Source organism: Streptomyces sp. NBC_00989, assembly GCF_045162655.1.
Lineage (GTDB): Bacteria > Actinomycetota > Actinomycetes > Streptomycetales > Streptomycetaceae > Streptomyces.
On sequence record NZ_CP108728.1, the window covers coordinates 110,015 to 127,333 of the forward strand.

Here is a 17,319-nt window from a genome sequence, read left to right on the forward strand (position 1 = left end):
GTCAGGTTTTAGCGTACCGGGCATGGACATCAACAACTCAGTTGCCCTTGTCACCGGAGCCAACCGCGGCCTGGGCCGCGCCTTCGCCCAGCGTCTGCTCGAACGGGGCGCCCGCAAGGTCTACGCGACGGCTCGCCGGCCCGAGACCGTGGACCTGCCCGGGGTCGACGTGCTGCCCCTCGACATCGCCGATCCCGCATCCGTGAGGGCCGCAGCCGAGGCCGCCCCGGACGTCTCGCTGCTCATCAACAACGCGGGGATCCAGACGGGGACCGACCTGGTGACCGGTTCGCTGGACGCGGTACGGCACGAGCTGGAGACCAACATGTTCGGCCACCTGGGAATGATCCGGGAGTTCGCGCCGACGCTCGCCAAAAACGGCGGGGGCGCGATCGTCAACGTCCTCTCCGCCATGTCATGGTTCGGGGTCAGGGGCGCCAATACCTACCACCTGACCAAGGCCGCCGCCTGGGCCATGACCAACGGCGTCCGCCTGGAACTCTCCGAGCAGGGCACGCTCGTGACAGCGGTGCACCTCGGCCTGGCCGACACCGACATGGCGGCGGGCTGGCCCGTGGCCAAGATCGCGCCGTCGGACCTGGCCGACGCGGCGCTCGACGGTGTCGAGGCAGGCTTCGCCGAGGTCCTCGCCGACCAGTGGAGTCGGGACATCAAGTCCCGTCTGCCGCTGACGCCGGAAGAATTCAACGACGCGATGGACCGCGCCCTGGCGGCGCTAACGGCGGGATGAGGGGGCCCTCGGGCCGCACTGACTTCGGTCGGTTGCTTCTGAGCTCAGTCAATTAACACTCCATCCGCAGTCGTGGATCTTCATCGGGGCCTTCCTTCGTGGATACCCCGGCCTTCAGGCCGGGGAGGAAACGAAGCTCCTGCGGAGCAGGGCAGGAGGAGTCGGTTCGCCGCCGGGGCGGACCGGCGCCCACCGCCGACCGTCCGATACCCGCCTCTCACACGGGAGTTGATAGAGGGTGAGGTATGGCGGAGCAGGTTAAGCGGGCGTTCAAATACCGCTTCTACCCCACGGACGAGCAGGCGGCGGAGCTGTCGCGCACGTTCGGCTGTGTCCGCTTGGTGTACAACAAGGCGCTGGAGGAGCGCACCCGGGCCTGGTACGGGGAGCAGCGCCGGATCTCCTACGTGCAGTCGTCCGCCGCGCTCACCCAGTGGAAGAAGACCGAGGAACTGGCCTTCCTGGCGGAGGTGTCCTCGGTTCCGCTCCAGCAGGCGCTGCGTCATCTTCAGGCGGCGTTCGCCCACTTCTTTGCCAAGCGTGCGAAGTATCCGCGCTACAAGTCCCGTGCGTCGGCCGAGTACACCCGCAGCGCCTTCACCTGGTGCGAAGGACTGCTCACGCTGGCCAAGATGGCGGAGCCTTTGGACATCCGCTGGTCGCGCCCCCTGCCTGAAGGTGCGGAGCCGACCACGGTGAGCGTGTCCCGCGACGCGGCGGGTCGCTGGTTCGTGTCCCTGCTGTGCGAGGACACCATCGCCCCGGCCCCCGCCATGAACACAGCGGTCGGCCTGGACGCCGGGATCACCTCCCTGGTGACCCTGTCCACCGGGGAGAAGATCGCCAATCCGAAGCACGAGCGGCGGGATCGCGCCCGTCTGGCCGGCGCGCAGCGGGAGCTGTCGCGCAAGGCGAAGGGCTCTGCGAACCGGGAGAAGGCCCGCCGCAAGGTGGCCCGCGTGCATGCGCGGATCGCTGACCGGCGCCGCGACTTCCTGCACAAACTGACCTCGCGCATCGTCCACGAGAACCAAGTGGTCGTGATCGAGGACCTGACCGTCCGCAACCTGCTGAAGAACGGCACGCTCGCGCGCGCCATCTCGGACGCGGCCTGGACGGACCTGCGCTTCATGCTGGAGTACAAGTGTGCCTGGTACGGGCGTGAACTCGTCGTGATCGACCGCTTCTTCCCCAGCTCGAAGCTGTGCGGAAGCTGCGGCACGGTGCGCGGGAAACTGTCGCTGAACGTCCGTGAGTGGACGTGCGAGCACTGCGGCGCCGTGCATGACCGCGACGTGAACGCGGCACGCAACATCCTGGCCGCCGGGCTGGCGGCAGCAGCCTGTGGAGACGGTGTAAGACCTCAACGGGAGTCCTCCCGGACGGGGCAGTCGTCGGTGAAACAGGAACCCCAGCGGGCGACCGCTGGAATCCCCCGCCTTTAGGCAGGGGAGGAAGTCAAGTTGTGGCCTCGCGTCGGCGGTAGTGGCAGTCGCGGGCGCGGGCCTGGTGTCGACGACGTCATAGGGACCAGTGCAGGCGATGGTCGCGTTGGTGGTTCGGGGATGCGGCGGGCAGGGCGAATGGTCGCTGTATTTCGTTGCCGGTGAGAGCGATGAGTTCGGTGGGGGCGGGGTGCTCGTCGGCGCGGATGACGGCCAGGAAGGCGTGGGCGAGCGCCGAGAGGGTGACCCAGCGCAGCCAGGGGGTGTGGCGGCGGACCTGGTGCTCTTCCAGGCCGGCGAGGCCCTTGCCGGCCTGGAAGGTCTCCTCGATCTTCGTGTACTCAGCGGTTCGGGCTGACTGGCGCGACCGTAGAGCCTGTGACGTGGGTGTCCCATCGCATTCGAGCCGGCAGGTGGCAGGCTTTTCCGCGGGGCTGCCAGATAGTTTGAGAATGCGATGCGGCGGGGGCTCAGGTGAGTTGCCCTTCGCGGGGAAGTTCTCGTAGCCGGTGGTGGGGCGGTGCTGCGAGCGGGGTGGAGGCCGCGGACAGCTGGCGGCGCAGCTCGACCGTGCTTCCCCGGCGAGATGCGCGCTCTGCCGGGCGGGCTGGCGGTGTCATTGGGAACGGGGGGGCGGGATCATGGGCGAGGTCGGACTCGAGGGTCGGCTCGTGTCGGCGGTTCGGGCGGGGGATGCCGAGGCGGTTCGGGATCTGCTGAGCAGGGGTGCGGATCCGGATGCGGTGGACGCGAACGGGCTGCCGGTGCTGTGTGTGGCGGTGACGGCGTACGACGAGCAGGTCGCCGAGGCGTTGGTGGAGGGCGGGGCGGACCCTGACCGGGTGCTGCCGGACGGGACCACGCCGCTGGGGTGCGCCGTCGACGGCGGTTCCCCGGCGCTCTTCTCGGCGGTGCTGGGCAAGGAGCCCCGGCTGCGGCTTGCGGAGGCTGCCCGGGAACGGTTGCTCGCGTCGGCCCGGAGCTGGTACGAGACGGGCGCGGCCGAGGAGCTGCGGCGCAGGACGGGCGCACCGGGTCCGGCCGTGACGGTCCGGGTTCAGGACGGCGAGTACGACTGGGTCGATCAGGTCACGCTCGGCGGCCTCGTCGTGCGGGCTGGGCACGGTGCCATCCTGACCGCGCTGGAGTGGGCCTTCCGTGTTCTGACCCCCGTCGACGAACTGATCGCCCGTGCTGTGGAGCAGCCGGACGAGGAGCATGTGGGCTGGTCCACGGTCTGCTGGATCCTCACCGAGCGCCGCAGCTTCGAGACCTGGTCCGCTGTGGTGGCCCATCGTCACGACCCGGAGCGGGCGCATCGCCGGTTCGTAGTGGATTACCTGCGGATGCGGGGGTTCCTCGATACCAGTCCCTACTACGAGAAGGAGGAGGGCGAAGTCCTGGCCGCGTGGGCGGCCGAGGAAACGGACGGCGAGATGCTCGCGAAGGTGCTCGACGCCTTCACCAACCGTGCCCATCCGGGTCAGGAGGCCATCGGCCTTCGGCATGCCGGCCATCCCGACCCGCGTGTACGCCGCGAAGTGCCTTACGCCCTCTGCGCGACCCGCACGCCCGCGGCCAGGGCCGCCCTGCGCACCCTCCTGCGCGACCCGGACGCCGGAGTGCGGCTCAGGGCATGCGAGGCGAGCATGCGGGACGGCGACCTCCTCCCGGAGATCACCCGGGCGCTGCTGTTGCTGGCCGAGGCACCGGATGCCGGTGTGCGGGGTGAGGCCGTGGCGGCGCTGGCCGGTTCCCCGGACCGTACGCCCGCCGTTGCCGACGCCCTGGCCGCGTTGCTCGGTGAGGACAACCAACTCGTGCGTCTGGAGGCCGCCTACGGTCTCGCCCGGCGGGACGACCCGCGCACCGCCGAGGCGATCGAACGGGTGGGGCCACTCGGTGCCGGCTTCGAACACGACCATCGGGTCGACGAGTTCTGGCGGTGGAGGTGGCGCAAGGACAACCCGGACGGCGAGTGACGATCTCCTGTCGTGCAGGCTGTGGTTCGCTGACCTGCAAAGGAGCCAGCTGGTTTGAGAACACCGGCAGCCCTTGTTCTCAAACACAACGTGGCCTTCGCGGACGTCTCGTTCGCGGTGGGGCAGAAGCGCCGGCCCGCGAGCAACGACACGCCTCCGGAGCGAGACTGCTCTGCTGTCGCCGGCGACCGGAAGCCGACGAGTTCGCCGAAATGGCCGTTGCCGACCAGGGACAGGAGCTCCGCCCGCGTGGTGCTCGCCCGGTTGGTCGCAATGCGGCTGGTGTTGATCATGCAAGAGCTGACGGGCGGCCGGTCCCCCGCCGGCGTGAGCCAGAGGTCTTCTTCCTTCACGTTCCGGGAGTGCCGACGGCGTTCAGCTCTTCGCCGGTGGCGAGGCGGGCCCGGACGGTGATGCGTGGGTTGTGGGGGGCGGGTACGGCGAGGGTGCGGGTTCGCTGCGTGGCCGTCACGTCTCCGCTCACCGTGAGGCGTGTGACGGCGCGGCTGCCGGCGGCCAGTGCGTACCAGTGGCCGTTCGGGGAGCGCCAGCCGTCGGCGGCCACGACGTGCTGGCCGAACCGGCTGCAGGCCGCGGTCGCGCGGGCCCGGGTGATGGTCCGGGCCGGTGCGCCGGGTGCGTATGTGCTCGTGCGGAAGGAGACCGTCACGTCGCCGGGTCCGCGCCAGGTGTCGGCGCGGGCGCAGGTCCACACGGCGTGGCCGCCGCCGTCGGGCAGGTCCTGTTCGGCGAAGTCCCAGGTGTTGACGGCGCGTACGCCGGTGTCGTGCAGCAGTTGCAGGGAGCAGGCCTGGTGGGCCCAGGCCAGCAGGGCCTGGGGGCCGGTGGCCTCGCGGGGCTGGCGGGCGGGTGGTGTGCCGTGTCCGGGCAGGGGGGTGTAGGTGAGGTGGACCGGGGACAGGTCGCCCAGGGGGGCGAGCAGGAACGCGTGGTGTTCGGCGATGCGTTGCGAGGAACGCAGTTGCAGGACCGGCCGGCTGTCGCAGTCCCCTGTCGCGGGCCCGGTCGCGACCGGGTCCGTGACGCCGTCCTTGGAGACGTGCAGCGCGCGGGCGGGGACATCGGGGCGCAGCAGGTCGCGGGTCTGTGTCTCGGCGATCCAGGGGGCCAGCAGGTAGCGGGCGGTGCTGCCTGCCGGGGTGAGGGTGAGGGCCGCCGCCGTGGTGACGTCCGCGTCGTCGGCGCGGGCGATGCTGAGCTGCGTGTCCCGCGCCGCGGAGCGGGTCTCGCTGTAGCGGGCGAGACGCGCTCCGTCGTAGAGCAGCACCACGGCGCGGTCGCCGACGTCCCCGGCGTACAGCAGTTGCGGTGCGGTCGCCGGTGGGCTCGCGGTCGTGGCGGGGGCGAGGTGGAGGTGGGTGCGGGCCTGCGGGCGCGTCCATGCGGACAGGGCGCGGTCGAGGAGGTGCTGGTCGTGGACGCGGGAGCCGCGGGCCGGCCATGCGGTGAAGTCGACCCGCGAGGTGTTGTCCCACACTCCGGCGGCCGTGCGCACCAGGTCGGCCGGCCCCGGTGTGCCGTGTGACGCGGGTGCCTGGGTGCCCGTCCGGTGCGCCGTGCCGCCGGCGGCCACGACCAGGGTCACCACCGTCACGAGTCCGATCGCGGCCGTCCCCAGGACCAGGCGGGTTCGCCGGGTGCGGCGCAGCAGATCGGTGGGGCCGGCCTGGAGGGCGCAGGCGTCGAACTCCTGTGACGCGAGCAGGGTGGCAGGTGGCCTGCGCGCGTCCTCCTCCAGGAGGCCTGCGGTGCGCAGGGCGGCGGCCGCATCCGGCGCGTCCGCCGACTCCAGCAGGGCGTGGACGGTGTCGGGGGGCAGGCCGTGGACGGTACGCAGCAGGAAGGCTGCGCGGGCCGCGGCGGGGGCTGCGGACAGCCGCTGTGCCAGGGCGAGTTCGTCCGCTCCTCCCGAACGCGGGAACAGCCGCAGCCCCCAGACCATGGGCAGCCGGGGCCGCAGAGCGCCCGGGTGGACGAAGCGTGCGGGCCACATCCGCGGACGCCGCCCGTAGGTCAGCGCGGCGCGCAGCACTTCCACCAGGAGGCGGCGCTCGACGGTGTCCCCGCCGCGGGACTCCCGGCGCGGCAGGGGGACGGCGGGTGCGGTGGGTGCGGTGGGTGCCGTTCCCGCGCGGCGCAGCGTCCGCTGGACGAGGGAGTGCGCCAGGAGTACCCGCCGGTGCCGGCCGAGTGAGGCGGGAAGGACGAGATGTGCCAGGCGGACGAGGTCGCCGTACTGCTCGACGAGGACGGATTCGGTCTGCCGGACCCGGGACCTGACGCCCCCGGTGTGGCGCCGGAGCGAGCGAAGTTGCATGGAGCAGGACGCTTTCCGGGAGGGGACGTGGCGATGTGTCGTTGCGTCAAACGAGTGAATCCCGGGCCGGTCACCGCCTGCGGGGTGTGCGACGGTGTTCCGCCCGGTCGCGCGGTTCACACGCCGTGAGCAAGCAGACCGTCCGTGTCGGCGAACTGTTGCGTGGCCTGGGCCTGCCGGCCTGATCGCAGTCTCGGCACCGCGGGGGGGGCAGGACTCAGCGAGAGTTCTTCCAGCGGGTGGCGGACGTGGTGCAGGCCGCCCCGGGTGCCGCCCTGTCTACGTCGGTCATCGTCCGGCCGGCGACATCTTTCCCCGCCAGGGGTGACAGGACTGCGCACCGCCGAGGCCATCCGTCGTCAGCTCGCCTGCTGTCCGGTCGCTCACCGGCAGCTCAGGTCTCCGGGCGTTCGTTGGGGGTGCTGTTCCCTGCCGCGGAACGAGATGTCCGTGCGGGCAGTCAGGCCGTTGTCTGCCGGGCGTGAAGAGTGAACCGCTGCTGTGCCGCACCTCTGTGCGCTCTTCGCCGGGGGCGTGTCCCGCGGGACGATGCCTGAGCCACCGCGACCGGCGGCCGCAGTTGTGCGGGTGCAGGTGGTCGGGCGTTGGCCGGCGTGAGGGCCGGTCGTAGACGACACGAGCAAGGAGCGGGAATTGGCTGTGGTGATGGTCATGCGCTGGGCGGGTGTGACCCCCGAGCAGTACGACACCGTGCGGGATGCCGCGGGCTGGGAGGAGACCGCGCCTGAGGGCGCTCAGGTCCATGTGGCGTGGTTCGACGGCCAGGGACTCAACGTGACCGATGTCTGGGAGTCGGAGCAGGCCTTCCAGGCTTTCTTCGCCGCACGGCTGTTCCCTGCGGTCGAGAAGGCAGGGATCACCGGCGAGCCCGAGAGCGAGTTCTGCCCGCTGCACCGGCGTTTCATCACCCCCGGGGTCAGCGGCGCCGCGTGAAGCGAGTGCCGGCTTGTGTCCGGCTGCCCCGGCAGGGACCTGCTGCGTGACTCCTCCCCCGGCTGCAGCCGGGGGCTTCTCGCTATGCCGGGTTGGCGTTGCGACGGACCAGCCCGGCCCGTAGAACGTTGGTGGCTCCGACTGTGTCGGCGTGCGCGGTGTGGCCGCAGGCCACGCAGTGGAACTTTTCCTGTGTGGGCCGGTTCTCCTTGGCGGTGTGCCCGCATTCGGGGCAGGTGCGGGAGGTGTTGCGGGGGTCCACGGCGATCACTTCCCGTCCGGCGCTTTCAGCCTTGGCATGCAGGATCGTCAGGAACACCCCCCAACCGGCATCGTGGATCGACTTGTTGAGCCCGGCCTTCGCCACGGCCCCGTTCGGCAGGAAGGCGCCCGCCTGGTCGGGGTCGGGCTTGGGTGCGGGGGCCTTGCTCATGTTGCGGATCTTGAGGTCTTCGTGCGCGATGAAGCCGTGTGCGCGGACCAGGCCGAGGGCGGTCTTGTGTGCGTGGTCGAGGCGCTGGCGCCGCACCTTGCCGTGGAGCTGGGCAACCTTGTCCACGGCGCGCTGGTGGTTGGCTGTGCGGTCCTTGGCCTGGCGGCGCGGGAACCGGGAGAGGGCCTGCTGTGCGGCTTCGAGTTTCGCGGCGGCCTTGCGCCCGTGGCGCGGGTTGGGGACGAAGTCGCCGTTCGAGTCGGCGAGGAAGTTCGCGATGCCCAGGTCGATCCCGACCACGCTGGCGGTCGCGGGCAGCGGCTCCGGCTGTTCCTGTTCGGCGGTCAACACGACGAACCACTTACGGCCCTCGCGCTTGACCGACACGGTCTTGACCCGGCCGGCCACGGCGCGGTGCTGGTTGACCCTGACGTGGCCGACGCCCTGGAAGCGGACACGGCTAACGGGGTCGTGCGGGATGGAGTCCCACCGGCAGCCGTCGCCGTCCTTCGGGAAATCGACCGTGTCGAACCAGTTCACCCCGCGAAAGCGCGGGTAGCCGGGCGTCTCACCGGACTTGACACGGCGGAAGAACGCCTGCATCGCCTTGTCCAGGCGACGCAGCGTCGCCTGCTGCGAGGAGAACGACCACCGCCCTTGACGCTCCGGGTCGAACGCCCGGATCTCCTTGAGCTGCCCGGACTGCATCCCGTACCTGACGCTCGTCTTCGAGCTGTGGCGATAGGCGTCACGCCGCTCCTGCAAGGCCCCGTTGTAGAGGCAGCAGTGATCCCGCAGCATCTCGGCCAGTGCCTGGGCCTGACGGACGGTGGGCCGCAGGAGGAACTTGTACGCACGGATCATCTCAGCCCACCCCCTCCGGTCGAGTTCGCTCGATCCTACTAAACTTGGCGTATATCACCGCGCTGGGAACCAGATCCCGATATCAGACGTGGAAACCACGTCATCTACAACCTCCACGCACACTTGGTGTTTGTCACGAAGTACCGGCGCGAGGTCTTCAACGACGACATGCTGACACGCTGCGAAGAGATCATGCGGGACGTGTGCCAGTCCTTCGAGGCCGAGTTGCGCGAGTTCAACGGCGAAGGCGATCACGTCCACCTGCTCGTGCACTACCCGCCGAAGATCACCCTGTCCAAGCTCGTCAACAGCCTCAAAGGCGTCAGCTCCCGCTACCTGCGCGCGGAGTACACCGGCCGGATCAACCGGATCGGCACCGGGTCCGTCTTCTGGTCCCCGTCCTACTTCGCGGGATCCTGCGGCGGCGCACCACTGAGCATCGTCAAGGACTACATCGATAACCAGAAGCGGCCTGTCTGACCGTCAGAACGAAAGCGCAGAGAAGTCCGGCGCTTCGCGCCTCCGGACGAAGGATCGCATTCCCGCCCGGCCTGAAGGCCGGGATTCCCTGCGAAGATCAAGGGATGGAGCATCCGCCTGAAGCGCCACCACCCACCAGCACCAAACCGATCAGCCCACGCCAGCCCGCCACCCGCTGATCGGAAAAGGACCGCTCCTGGACAAGGCCACCCTGCGGGAGTTGAGCATGAGGGCGCAGTCGTTGTGACGAGCCTCGCTACGACACGGCCGGTCCGAGTAGCCCTGGACCGGCCTCTTCGTGTGCGGCGTTCTCGGAGGCTCCCGCTCGGTGATGACGACGAGGCTGGGTGAAGGGGGCAAGGATCTGGTGTCGGTGCGTGCTCGTTCGTCCGCCGAACATCCCGACAGCGAGATCATGCCGGAGGCCACGTCCCTCAATGGCCCGACTGGGTAATGCCGTCGGCGATCTGTCCCATGGTGTGGGCGACTCCCTGCCCGAACGTTGTCGGGGCGATGAGCACGCCGAAGGCCAGGACGATGAGCACGGTCAGCAGTTCGTCATTGCGGCTGCGTGCCTGAGTCCGGCGGCGCAGCCGGAAGAAGATGATGACCGCCAGCAGCACCGCCACATTGATCGTCAGCACGAACAGCACCTTCTCCCCCACGCAGAGATGCCCTTCATTCAGGTGTAGTCAACGACCGGTGAGGAAGTGACACAGTCGGTCAGGAATGGCAGCAAAGGGCGTACAGGTCGGCCGAATCTGCGTCGTTGACCTCCAGCCGTATCCGGTGCGACGTCTCACGCCGATGCACTGGGCATTCTTAGAGGATGCCGCCGCTTTTCCTCGCGCTATGTCAACGGATCAAGACTGCGATCAATGAGGACAGCTGACATCCGCATGAGGGTCGGCTGGGCATCGAAGTGGGAAACACACGAGGTCCCTCACGGCCGTTGGCGTCGAAACGGATCCCGCGTCGTCACTGGCGAGACAGCCGTCGCCACCGCGTGTCTGCCCGGCAGTCGGGCAACGGTCGTCATCCGGCACACCGGCACCGGACAGGCCCGGCCGGCTGGGGAACAAGCGTTACGGACCGGCCGCCGGTGTGCCGGCCGATTCGACGTGTCCAGGGCCCACAGGGCACTGCCGTGGTCCCCCGTCACCTCCTCCTCACCTGCAACATCCGAGGTCAGGGCGTCGTACTGGTGTTCATCAGGGAGTTCGCCGGAAGTGCTGCGGCGGGTGCGGGAGGCGCATAGCGTGCGGTGACCGGGCCGTTTCCCCGCGGTTTTGCGGTCCGTGCCTTGTGGGGCCCACGACCCTCTAGGAGATCTTGGGATGTCTTCCGACAGCTCCGAGTTACGTCCGCTGCCGCATCGGGCCGGACGGCATGCTTCCGCTGTTGCGCCTGGGTGGGCCACGGGCCGGGTCCGTCCGTGGACCGGGCCGCACCGGGATCTGCGGCTGTTGCGGCGGGCGTGCCGGTGGCAGCGGCGGGTGGCCGCGTTCGCCGCGCTCGGTTATTTCGCGGTCTTTCTGGCGCTGACCGTGGAGGTGCCCTCCCTGATGGCGCGTCCTGCTCCGGGCGGGCTGCCGTTCGGGTTGTTCCTGGCGCTGGTGCAGTTGCCGGTGACGTGGCTGGCGGTGGTCTTCTACGAGGTCACCGCGCGCCGGTTCGTGGATCCGCTCGCCCGCCGGGTGCGGCGTCAGGGCCGTGAGGGGCAGTGGCGGCCGTGACGGATTTCGAGGGCGCCGCGCAGTCCTGGTCGCTCGTGGCGTTCTGCAGTGTGGTGACGCTGACGCTGCTGCTGTGTGTGATCACCGGTCCCGACCGGGAGGACCTGGACGAGTTCTACACCGGCTACCGGTTCCTGTCGCCGCTGCGCAACGGGCTGGCCATCGCCGGTGACTACATCTCGGCGGCCACCGTCCTGACGGTGGGCGGGATCATCGCGCTGTGCGGTTACGACGGTGTGGTGCTGGCGCTGAGCACGCTGCTCTCGCTGCTGCTGCTGATGTTCCTGCTGGCGGAGCCGCTGCATCACACGGGCCGGTTCACGATGGGGGACGTGCTCGGGCGGCGGATGCCGGGGCGGGCGGTGCGGATCACGGCGTGTGTGGTCACGCTGGCGGCGCTGGTGCCCATGATGGTGGTGCAACTGGCCGGTGTGGGGCAGCTGTTGGCGTTCGTCCTCGGCTTCGACGACAGTTCGATGCGCACCGGCTGCGTCGTCGGGGCCGGCGCGCTGATGATCACGTACGCGGCGATCGGGGGGATGCGCGGGACCGCGCTGATCCAGATCCTGAAGACGGTGATCCTCCTCGGTTCCGGGCTCGTCGTCGCCGCGCTCATCCTGCACACCTTCGGCTGGAGCCCGCAGACCCTGTTCCAGAGCGCCGCGCAGAACAGCGGTGCCGGGCCGGGCTACCTGCGTTACGGCCTGCAGTTCGCGGGCGGGGAGCATCCGGCCCTGGACATGGTGAGCACGCAGTGCGCGATCGTGCTGGGCGGTGCCTGTCTGCCGCACGTCACGATGCGGATGTACACGGCGGGCAGTACGCGTCAGGTGCGGCGTGCGATGTCCTGGGCGGTGTCGGCGGTCGCGCTGTTCATGGCGGTGATGACCGTCGTGGCGGTGGGGGCGACCGCGTTGATCGGGGGCAAGGAGGTCGCGGCGGCGGATCCGCGGGGCAACACGGCGTATCTGCTGGGGGCGCGTGCCGCGTTCGGGGCGGATCTCTCCCGTGCGGAGGGGCTGTTGTTCACCACGGTCACCACGGCGATCTTCCTGACGCTGCTGGCGTCGGTGGCGAGCATGACGCTGGCGTGCGCGAATTCGCTGGCCCATGACGTCCTTGCCCGCGCGGGCACGGCGCCGTTGCGGGAGATGGGGCTGGCGCGGCTGTCGGCGCTCGCGGTGGGGGTGCCGGTGATCGCGCTGGCGGTGCTGGCCCAGCACCGCAGTCTGCAGCCGCTGGCGATCGTCTCGTTCTGTCTGGGCGCCTCGGCCATCGCGCCCGCGCTGGTGTTCGGTCTGTTCTGGCGGCGCTACACCCGTGCCGGCCTGCTGTGCACACTGATCGGCGGCAGCCTCAGTGTCCTGGTCCTGATGACCGGCACCAACCTCGTCTCCGGTTCTCCTCAGTCGGCGTTCCCCGAGGCCGACTTCAACTGGTTCCCGTTCACGACGACCGCTCTGGTGTCGGTGCCGGCGGGTTTCCTGTGCGGGGTGCTCGGCACGGTGCTGTCGGGCAGGAGGGCCGCGGCGCGTGAACGCAACCGTTACGAGGCGGTCGAGCCCGTCCTGCTGGCCGGGCCGCCTCGTCCCCGCAGCGGGTGACACGGGCCGGGGACCCGGGGGGTGCGTGTCCTGCATGTGTGGCGGGGTTCCGCTGCAGAAGCGCTGTGTTTCGCGTTGAGCAATCTCGGCGATGACATTGCCGGTGTGCCGGCCGCACCCTGATGTGTGAACGTGCTCTGCGGGAGCGGGAGATGAATTCACGTGGCTCGCGGGTACGGCCGAATCCATGACTGGGGAAGGTCTCGCATGTCGCCCACTCTTTTTGGGGTCACTGAGGATTTCGACGTTATCGTGATCGGCGGCGGGCCCGCCGGTGCGACCACCGCGGGGCTTCTCGCGAAGCGCGGGCACCGTGTTCTCGTGCTCGACCGTGAACGGTTCCCGCGTTATCACGTCGGGGAATCCCTGATTCCCGGCGTGATGGTGCCCATGGAGGAACTCGGCCTGGTCGAGCGCATGGAGGCCAAGGGATTCGAGCGTAAATACGGCGGGACTCTGGTGTGGGGGAACAACGAGGTTCCGTGGAATTTCTCGTTCACCACGGGCGGCCGTATCCCGTACGCCTATCACACGCGCCGTGCCGACCTGGACGCGCTGCTGCTGGACCGGGCGCGGGAGCTGGGCGCGTTCGTCGTGGAGGACGCGACGGTGAAGGAGCCCCTGGAGGAGGACGGCCGGGTCGTCGGTGTCCGCTACGCCCTGCGCGGCCTGAGCGGCACCCACGAGGCCCGGGCCCGTCTGGTCGTGGACGCGTCCGGACAGGCGCGGGTGCTGGGGCGGAAGTTCTCCACGGTCAACTGGAACGACCAGCTGCGCAACGTCGCGGTGTGGACGTACTTCGACAACTGCCACCGGCTGCCCGGCGACGAGTGGAGCAACATCCTCATCGAGGGGACCCGGGACGGCTGGTTCTGGGGCATCCCGATCGACAAGGGTGTCTTCAGCGTCGGTTACGTGACCCGGTCGGACGTCGCCAGCGGGAGCGACAAGTCGCTGGAGGACCTCTTCGAGTCGGAGATCGCGCAGACCACCAAGCTGAAGGACATCCTCAAGGACGCGACCCAGGCCGCCGGCTACCGTTCCGCGCGCGACTGGTCGTACACGAACGAGCGTTTCCACGGGAACGGGTGGGTGCTGGTCGGGGATGCCGCCGCCTTCGTGGACCCGCTGTTCTCCACCGGGGTCGCGCTCGCGACGCTGGCGGGCAGCACGCTGTCGAAGGTCGTCGACAAGATCCTGCAGACCCCGGGGATCGAGGAGAAGGCACTCGACCGGTACTCGACCGCGTACCAGGACTTCTTCCACGACATCCGTACGTTCGTGGAGGGCTTCTACGACCGTTCGAAGACCAAGGGGTTCTATTTCAACCTGGCCCAGGAGATCAACGACCCCGGCCAGGAGAACGACGCCCAGGTCGACTTCGTGAAGCTGATCTCCGGGCTCAGCGGGCGGGCCGGCGGGCTGTTCGACCTCGACCTCGACGACCTCGTCGCCGACGCCACGCAGGCCGGCGCGGCCGGCGTATGACATGACGCCGGGGCCTGACCGGGGCCCGCAGAAGCGGGTGCGGCGGGTCCCGGCACGGACAGCACGGTGCGGCGGTTCCCGGGAGCGGGGGCTGCCGCACCGCGCTGTCCGGCCAGGCCAAGCCGGAGTGGGGCGGGGCGGGGCGGGCGGCGGACCGGGGCGGCGGGCCGGGGTGTCAGGCTGCCGCGTCCTGGCCGCCGGGGTGCTTCGGGGCACTCACCCAGCGGACCGTCTGTATCCGTGCGTCGAGGATGCCGAGCGCCAGGGCGCCCAGGGCCGTGCCGTCGCGGTCGTGGAAGACAGCGCCGGGGCCGCCGTCCACGTCCTGCGGCCTCATGGTGACGCCGATGCGCAGCAGGGCCGGGACGACCGCGGCCAGGACCCGGGCGACGTGGTCCGCGCCGGTGATGCGGTCGGGCCAGGACGGGCCGGGGCCGCCGGGCCCCTCCGGCGGCGTCACGCAGGCGGTGAGCCGGCGGCTCACCGCCTGCGGGCAGCCCACGGCCGCCGCGATCTGTGCCGTGTCGCATCCGAAGATCTCCCGCAGGGCGAAGACCGCGCGCTCCAGCGGGGCGAGCCGTTCCAGGAGCAGTACGGCCGCTGCCGCCGTCATCGGCGACAGGGCCGCCGGGGCCGAGGTCGGCTGCTGCTGCGGGTGCGGCGGGTCCTGGAGGGGGGCGTGGGCCGGGTGCTGTGCGGCCCGGGCGATCCGGGTGACTTCGGCCGACAGGAACGCCCGGGGCGCGGCGGGCACGGCGGGGGCACTCTCGTAGGCGAGCCGGGTCTCCTCGACGGCGTCCCGGGCCCGGCTCGCGTTGCCCAGGATCCGGTAGGCGATCGAGAACAGCAGCGGCCGCAGTTCCTCGAACTCTTCGGTCCGGCTCACCCGGGCCCCTCCCTTCTTGGACACGGCGGACGGTGTCCGCCTCCTGCTCGCCGTGCTCGCCGCGGGAGAAGCACTGACCCCCTGCGGGCCGTCGTCACCGCCGTGCGTCCGGCGGCGGCACCGGTTTCCCGTCCTCTGCGCCGCACGCACGTCTGCCGCCTGCCGTGCACGAGACGAGACGGTCCCGGCGCACGTGACATCGAAGGGCATCGAAGGGGCATCGAGGGGTGCGGACCGTCGCGCCCGCCCGTCGGCCGGGGGGGGCGGGACGGGCGGGCGCGGCGGTCCGTGCGGGGCGGCCTCGGGGGGGGTGGCCGCCGCCGCGTGTCCCGTGCGCGCCGGGGGGTGGGGTGCGCACGGGGGCCGGGGTCAGGACGGCGTGTCGGGGGTGGGCGCCGGGTGTTCGTCGTGGGCGGCGTAGACCGCGAGGAAGGCGGCGAGCGCGCGGACTTCGCCTCCGCCGCCGGGGCTCAGGCCGGTGACCGGGATGCACCGGCCCAGGCCCTGCGCCAGTGCGCTGTGGGCCCGCAGCGCGTGGGCCGCCAGCTCACCGGGCCCCGGGCAGCCGGGGTCTGCCCTGCCGTCAGAACCGGAGCGAGAGCCGGGGCCTGAGCCGGGGCCGGGGTGGGGGTCTGCGGAGGTCATGGCGAGGGCCTCGGTCCAGGCCCGGGAGACCAGTTCGGCGGCGGGTGCGGGCCGTTGCGGGGCGGGCGGGGCGGCGCTCATCGGCTGTCCTCCGTCGGTGGGTCTCTCCTGCTCCGGGGAGCCGCACGCACCGCCGCCCCGGCCGCGGGCGGGGCGGCGGTGGGCGGGTCAGTCCTCGGTGTCGCCGCTGATGTGGCGCTGCACGAAGTCGTGGGCCAGGTCGCCGAACTGGGCGCCGAAGGGGATGGAGCGCTGTGTCGTCCCGGGGAAGGCCACGCCCGCCCACACCCGGCTGGCGGCGCAGTCGTTCTCGAAGTCGGTCCAGGTGTCCCAGGTCAGTTTCAGGTCGCCGGCGGGCACCAGGCCCGGCTCGGTCTGTGCGGTGCCGGCCGGGAAGGCGTGCGTCCAGTCCAGGACGTCGTCGCCGAGGAAGCGCCGGGCCGCCTGGGCCTGGGCGGAGCACAGGGCGGTGAACGCGGAGGGGAACTCGGGGTGGCTGCCCTGGGGCAGGTAGCCGCTCCACAAGTTGGCGGGCAGGTCGGTGACGGTTCCCCGGCCGGGGCCGCCCCAGGCGGCCACCGGGGTGTGGCCGTGGACGTGCCGGACCGCGCTGGGGGGCCGTACCGCGTCGTGGGCGTGCTTGTGGTGCCAGACGGCGATCAGGTTGTCGAAGCGGGCCAGGGCGGTGGTGAGGAACAGCTGGGCCCAGCCGTCCAGGTCCAGGTCGTGGGCGAGGGCGGCGGCGCGCGGCGCCCAGGTGAGGGAGACCGGTGAGTGCTCGAAGAACTCCGCCTTCACCTTCTGCTCGTCGCTCAGGCGGGCCGACGCGTCCAGGACCTCGTCGACCGCGCGCCGGTAGGCACCGGGGTCGGCGGGGTCGAGGTGGGCGGGCGGGGCGAGGGGGAAGGCGGCCGGGTCCTTGTAGGTGTAGGGGGTGACCAGCCGCAGCTGCGGGGTGAGGAACTGCTGGACGGTGTAGACGCCCTTGTCGCCCGGTCCGCCGCCGACGCGGCGCTGGTGGGGTCCCAGCGCGGGCTGCCAGCGGGTGGGGTCGGTCAGCTCGTAGGCGGTGTTGACGGGGGTGTAGCCGGTGTAGTCGGCGTAGGGCAGGGCGTTGTAGGTGCGGCCGTCGTGGTCGCCGCGGTGGTTCATGCCGTCGTCGTGGTGGGCGGCGACGACGGCTTTGCCGGCGGTGTTGCCGATGCCGACCGCGGTGGTGGGGTCCTGGGAGTCGTCGTCGGGGTCCAGGCCGAACGCGGTCATCGCCATCCGCATGACCGGGGCGCGTTCCTCGAAGACGGCCTTGACGACCTGGTAGGAGGCGTGGAGGCCGGCGATGTTCTTGTTGCGGTTGGTGGCGGACTCGGCGGCGGGGCGGCGGGCGATGCGGGAGTGCACGCCCAGGGCGGTGGGGTGGTAGGGCGCCAGCGCGTCGAACCAGGCCGTCTGGAACTGGAGGGTGATCCAGGTGTAGACGGGGGTGTCGCCGGGGGCGATGGCCTCGGCCGGGGGGAAGCCGCCGCCGCCGTTGGTGGTGATCAGGTCCCGGATGAAGTTGCCGTTGTCGAAGTCGAAGGCGACCTTCGGGGCGGGAGGCGCAGCCGGTGCGGCCGGGGCGGCGGGTGCGGGGCCGGACGTCGTCATGGGGTGTGTCCTTTTCCTTGGAGAGGGCGCTGCGGTGAAGAGGACGCTGCGGTCCGGGGGCGGGGCGGG

The 17,319-nt window shown here is 70.8% G+C and carries 15 protein-coding genes; 9 read left to right on the plus strand and 6 right to left on the minus strand.

Translation table 11 applies throughout. The annotated features are described in order from the left end of the window. Positions 1-22 precede the first annotated feature (22 nt). The 4 genes from OG714_RS00585 (at position 23) to OG714_RS00600 (ending at position 4,178) form a co-directional block, all read left to right on the plus strand. Complete coding sequence (locus OG714_RS00585) at positions 23-751, plus strand: SDR family oxidoreductase (RefSeq protein ID WP_406117740.1); 729 nt, start codon at positions 23-25, stop codon at positions 749-751. Between the two features lie 245 nt (positions 752-996). After that, positions 997-2,196, plus strand: a complete 1,200-nt coding sequence (locus OG714_RS00590) for an RNA-guided endonuclease InsQ/TnpB family protein (RefSeq protein ID WP_406117742.1) — start codon at positions 997-999, stop codon at positions 2,194-2,196. A 97-nt stretch (positions 2,197-2,293) separates the two neighbouring features. Next, entirely contained in the window at positions 2,294-2,554 is a 261-nt protein-coding gene (locus tag OG714_RS00595; protein ID WP_406131674.1) for a hypothetical protein, read from the plus strand. Between the two features lie 313 nt (positions 2,555-2,867). Continuing rightward, a complete protein-coding gene (locus tag OG714_RS00600; protein ID WP_406117743.1) occupies positions 2,868-4,178 on the plus strand; it encodes a HEAT repeat domain-containing protein in 1,311 nt (436 codons plus the stop codon). Between the two features lie 349 nt (positions 4,179-4,527). Here the strand turns inward: OG714_RS00600 and OG714_RS00605 are convergent, their stop codons facing one another. Next, entirely contained in the window at positions 4,528-6,516 is a 1,989-nt protein-coding gene (locus OG714_RS00605; RefSeq protein ID WP_406117744.1) for a hypothetical protein, read from the minus strand. Positions 6,517-7,176: 660 nt separating this feature from the next. Between OG714_RS00605 and OG714_RS00610 the strand changes: the two genes are divergently transcribed. After that, the gene (locus OG714_RS00610) at positions 7,177-7,470 is read left to right on the plus strand and encodes a hypothetical protein (protein WP_406131676.1); all 294 of its coding nucleotides are present in this window, start codon (positions 7,177-7,179) and stop codon (positions 7,468-7,470) included. 82 nt (positions 7,471-7,552) lie between these two features. Here the strand turns inward: OG714_RS00610 and OG714_RS00615 are convergent, their stop codons facing one another. Beyond that, entirely contained in the window at positions 7,553-8,767 is a 1,215-nt protein-coding gene (locus tag OG714_RS00615; protein WP_406117746.1) for an RNA-guided endonuclease InsQ/TnpB family protein, read from the minus strand. 51 nt (positions 8,768-8,818) lie between these two features. Between OG714_RS00615 and tnpA the strand changes: the two genes are divergently transcribed. Then, a complete protein-coding gene (gene tnpA / locus OG714_RS00620) occupies positions 8,819-9,247 on the plus strand; it encodes an IS200/IS605 family transposase (RefSeq protein ID WP_406131677.1) in 429 nt (142 codons plus the stop codon). A 434-nt stretch (positions 9,248-9,681) separates the two neighbouring features. On the opposite strand, the gene OG714_RS00625 is transcribed toward tnpA, so the two are convergent. Next, positions 9,682-9,891: a hypothetical protein gene (locus OG714_RS00625; protein ID WP_406131678.1), complete on the minus strand. Its 210-nt coding sequence runs from the start codon at positions 9,889-9,891 to the stop codon at positions 9,682-9,684. A gap of 693 nt (positions 9,892-10,584) precedes the next feature. On the opposite strand from OG714_RS00625, the gene OG714_RS00630 reads away from it, so the two are divergent. From OG714_RS00630 to OG714_RS00640, 3 genes are all read left to right on the plus strand, one after another. Continuing rightward, entirely contained in the window at positions 10,585-10,983 is a 399-nt protein-coding gene (locus OG714_RS00630) for a DUF485 domain-containing protein (protein WP_406117747.1), read from the plus strand. Further along, complete coding sequence (locus OG714_RS00635; RefSeq protein WP_406117748.1) at positions 10,980-12,587, plus strand: cation acetate symporter; 1,608 nt, start codon at positions 10,980-10,982, stop codon at positions 12,585-12,587. Before OG714_RS00630 ends, OG714_RS00635 begins: the two co-directional genes overlap by 4 nt. Before the next feature lie 207 nt (positions 12,588-12,794). Beyond that, positions 12,795-14,075 (plus strand): NAD(P)/FAD-dependent oxidoreductase, encoded by a 1,281-nt coding sequence (locus OG714_RS00640; RefSeq protein WP_406117749.1) that lies wholly within the window; start codon positions 12,795-12,797, stop codon positions 14,073-14,075. 175 nt (positions 14,076-14,250) lie between these two features. Here the strand turns inward: OG714_RS00640 and OG714_RS00645 are convergent, their stop codons facing one another. From OG714_RS00645 to OG714_RS00655, 3 genes are all read right to left on the minus strand, one after another. Continuing rightward, positions 14,251-14,961 carry a sigma factor-like helix-turn-helix DNA-binding protein gene (locus OG714_RS00645; RefSeq protein ID WP_406117750.1) on the minus strand — a complete coding sequence of 237 codons (711 nt, stop codon included), beginning with the start codon at positions 14,959-14,961 and terminating at the stop codon, positions 14,251-14,253. 369 nt (positions 14,962-15,330) lie between these two features. Beyond that, a complete protein-coding gene (locus OG714_RS00650; protein WP_406117751.1) occupies positions 15,331-15,687 on the minus strand; it encodes a hypothetical protein in 357 nt (118 codons plus the stop codon). 87 nt (positions 15,688-15,774) lie between these two features. Further along, positions 15,775-17,250: a DUF6851 domain-containing protein gene (locus OG714_RS00655; protein ID WP_406117753.1), complete on the minus strand. Its 1,476-nt coding sequence runs from the start codon at positions 17,248-17,250 to the stop codon at positions 15,775-15,777. Positions 17,251-17,319: the final 69 nt, after the last annotated feature.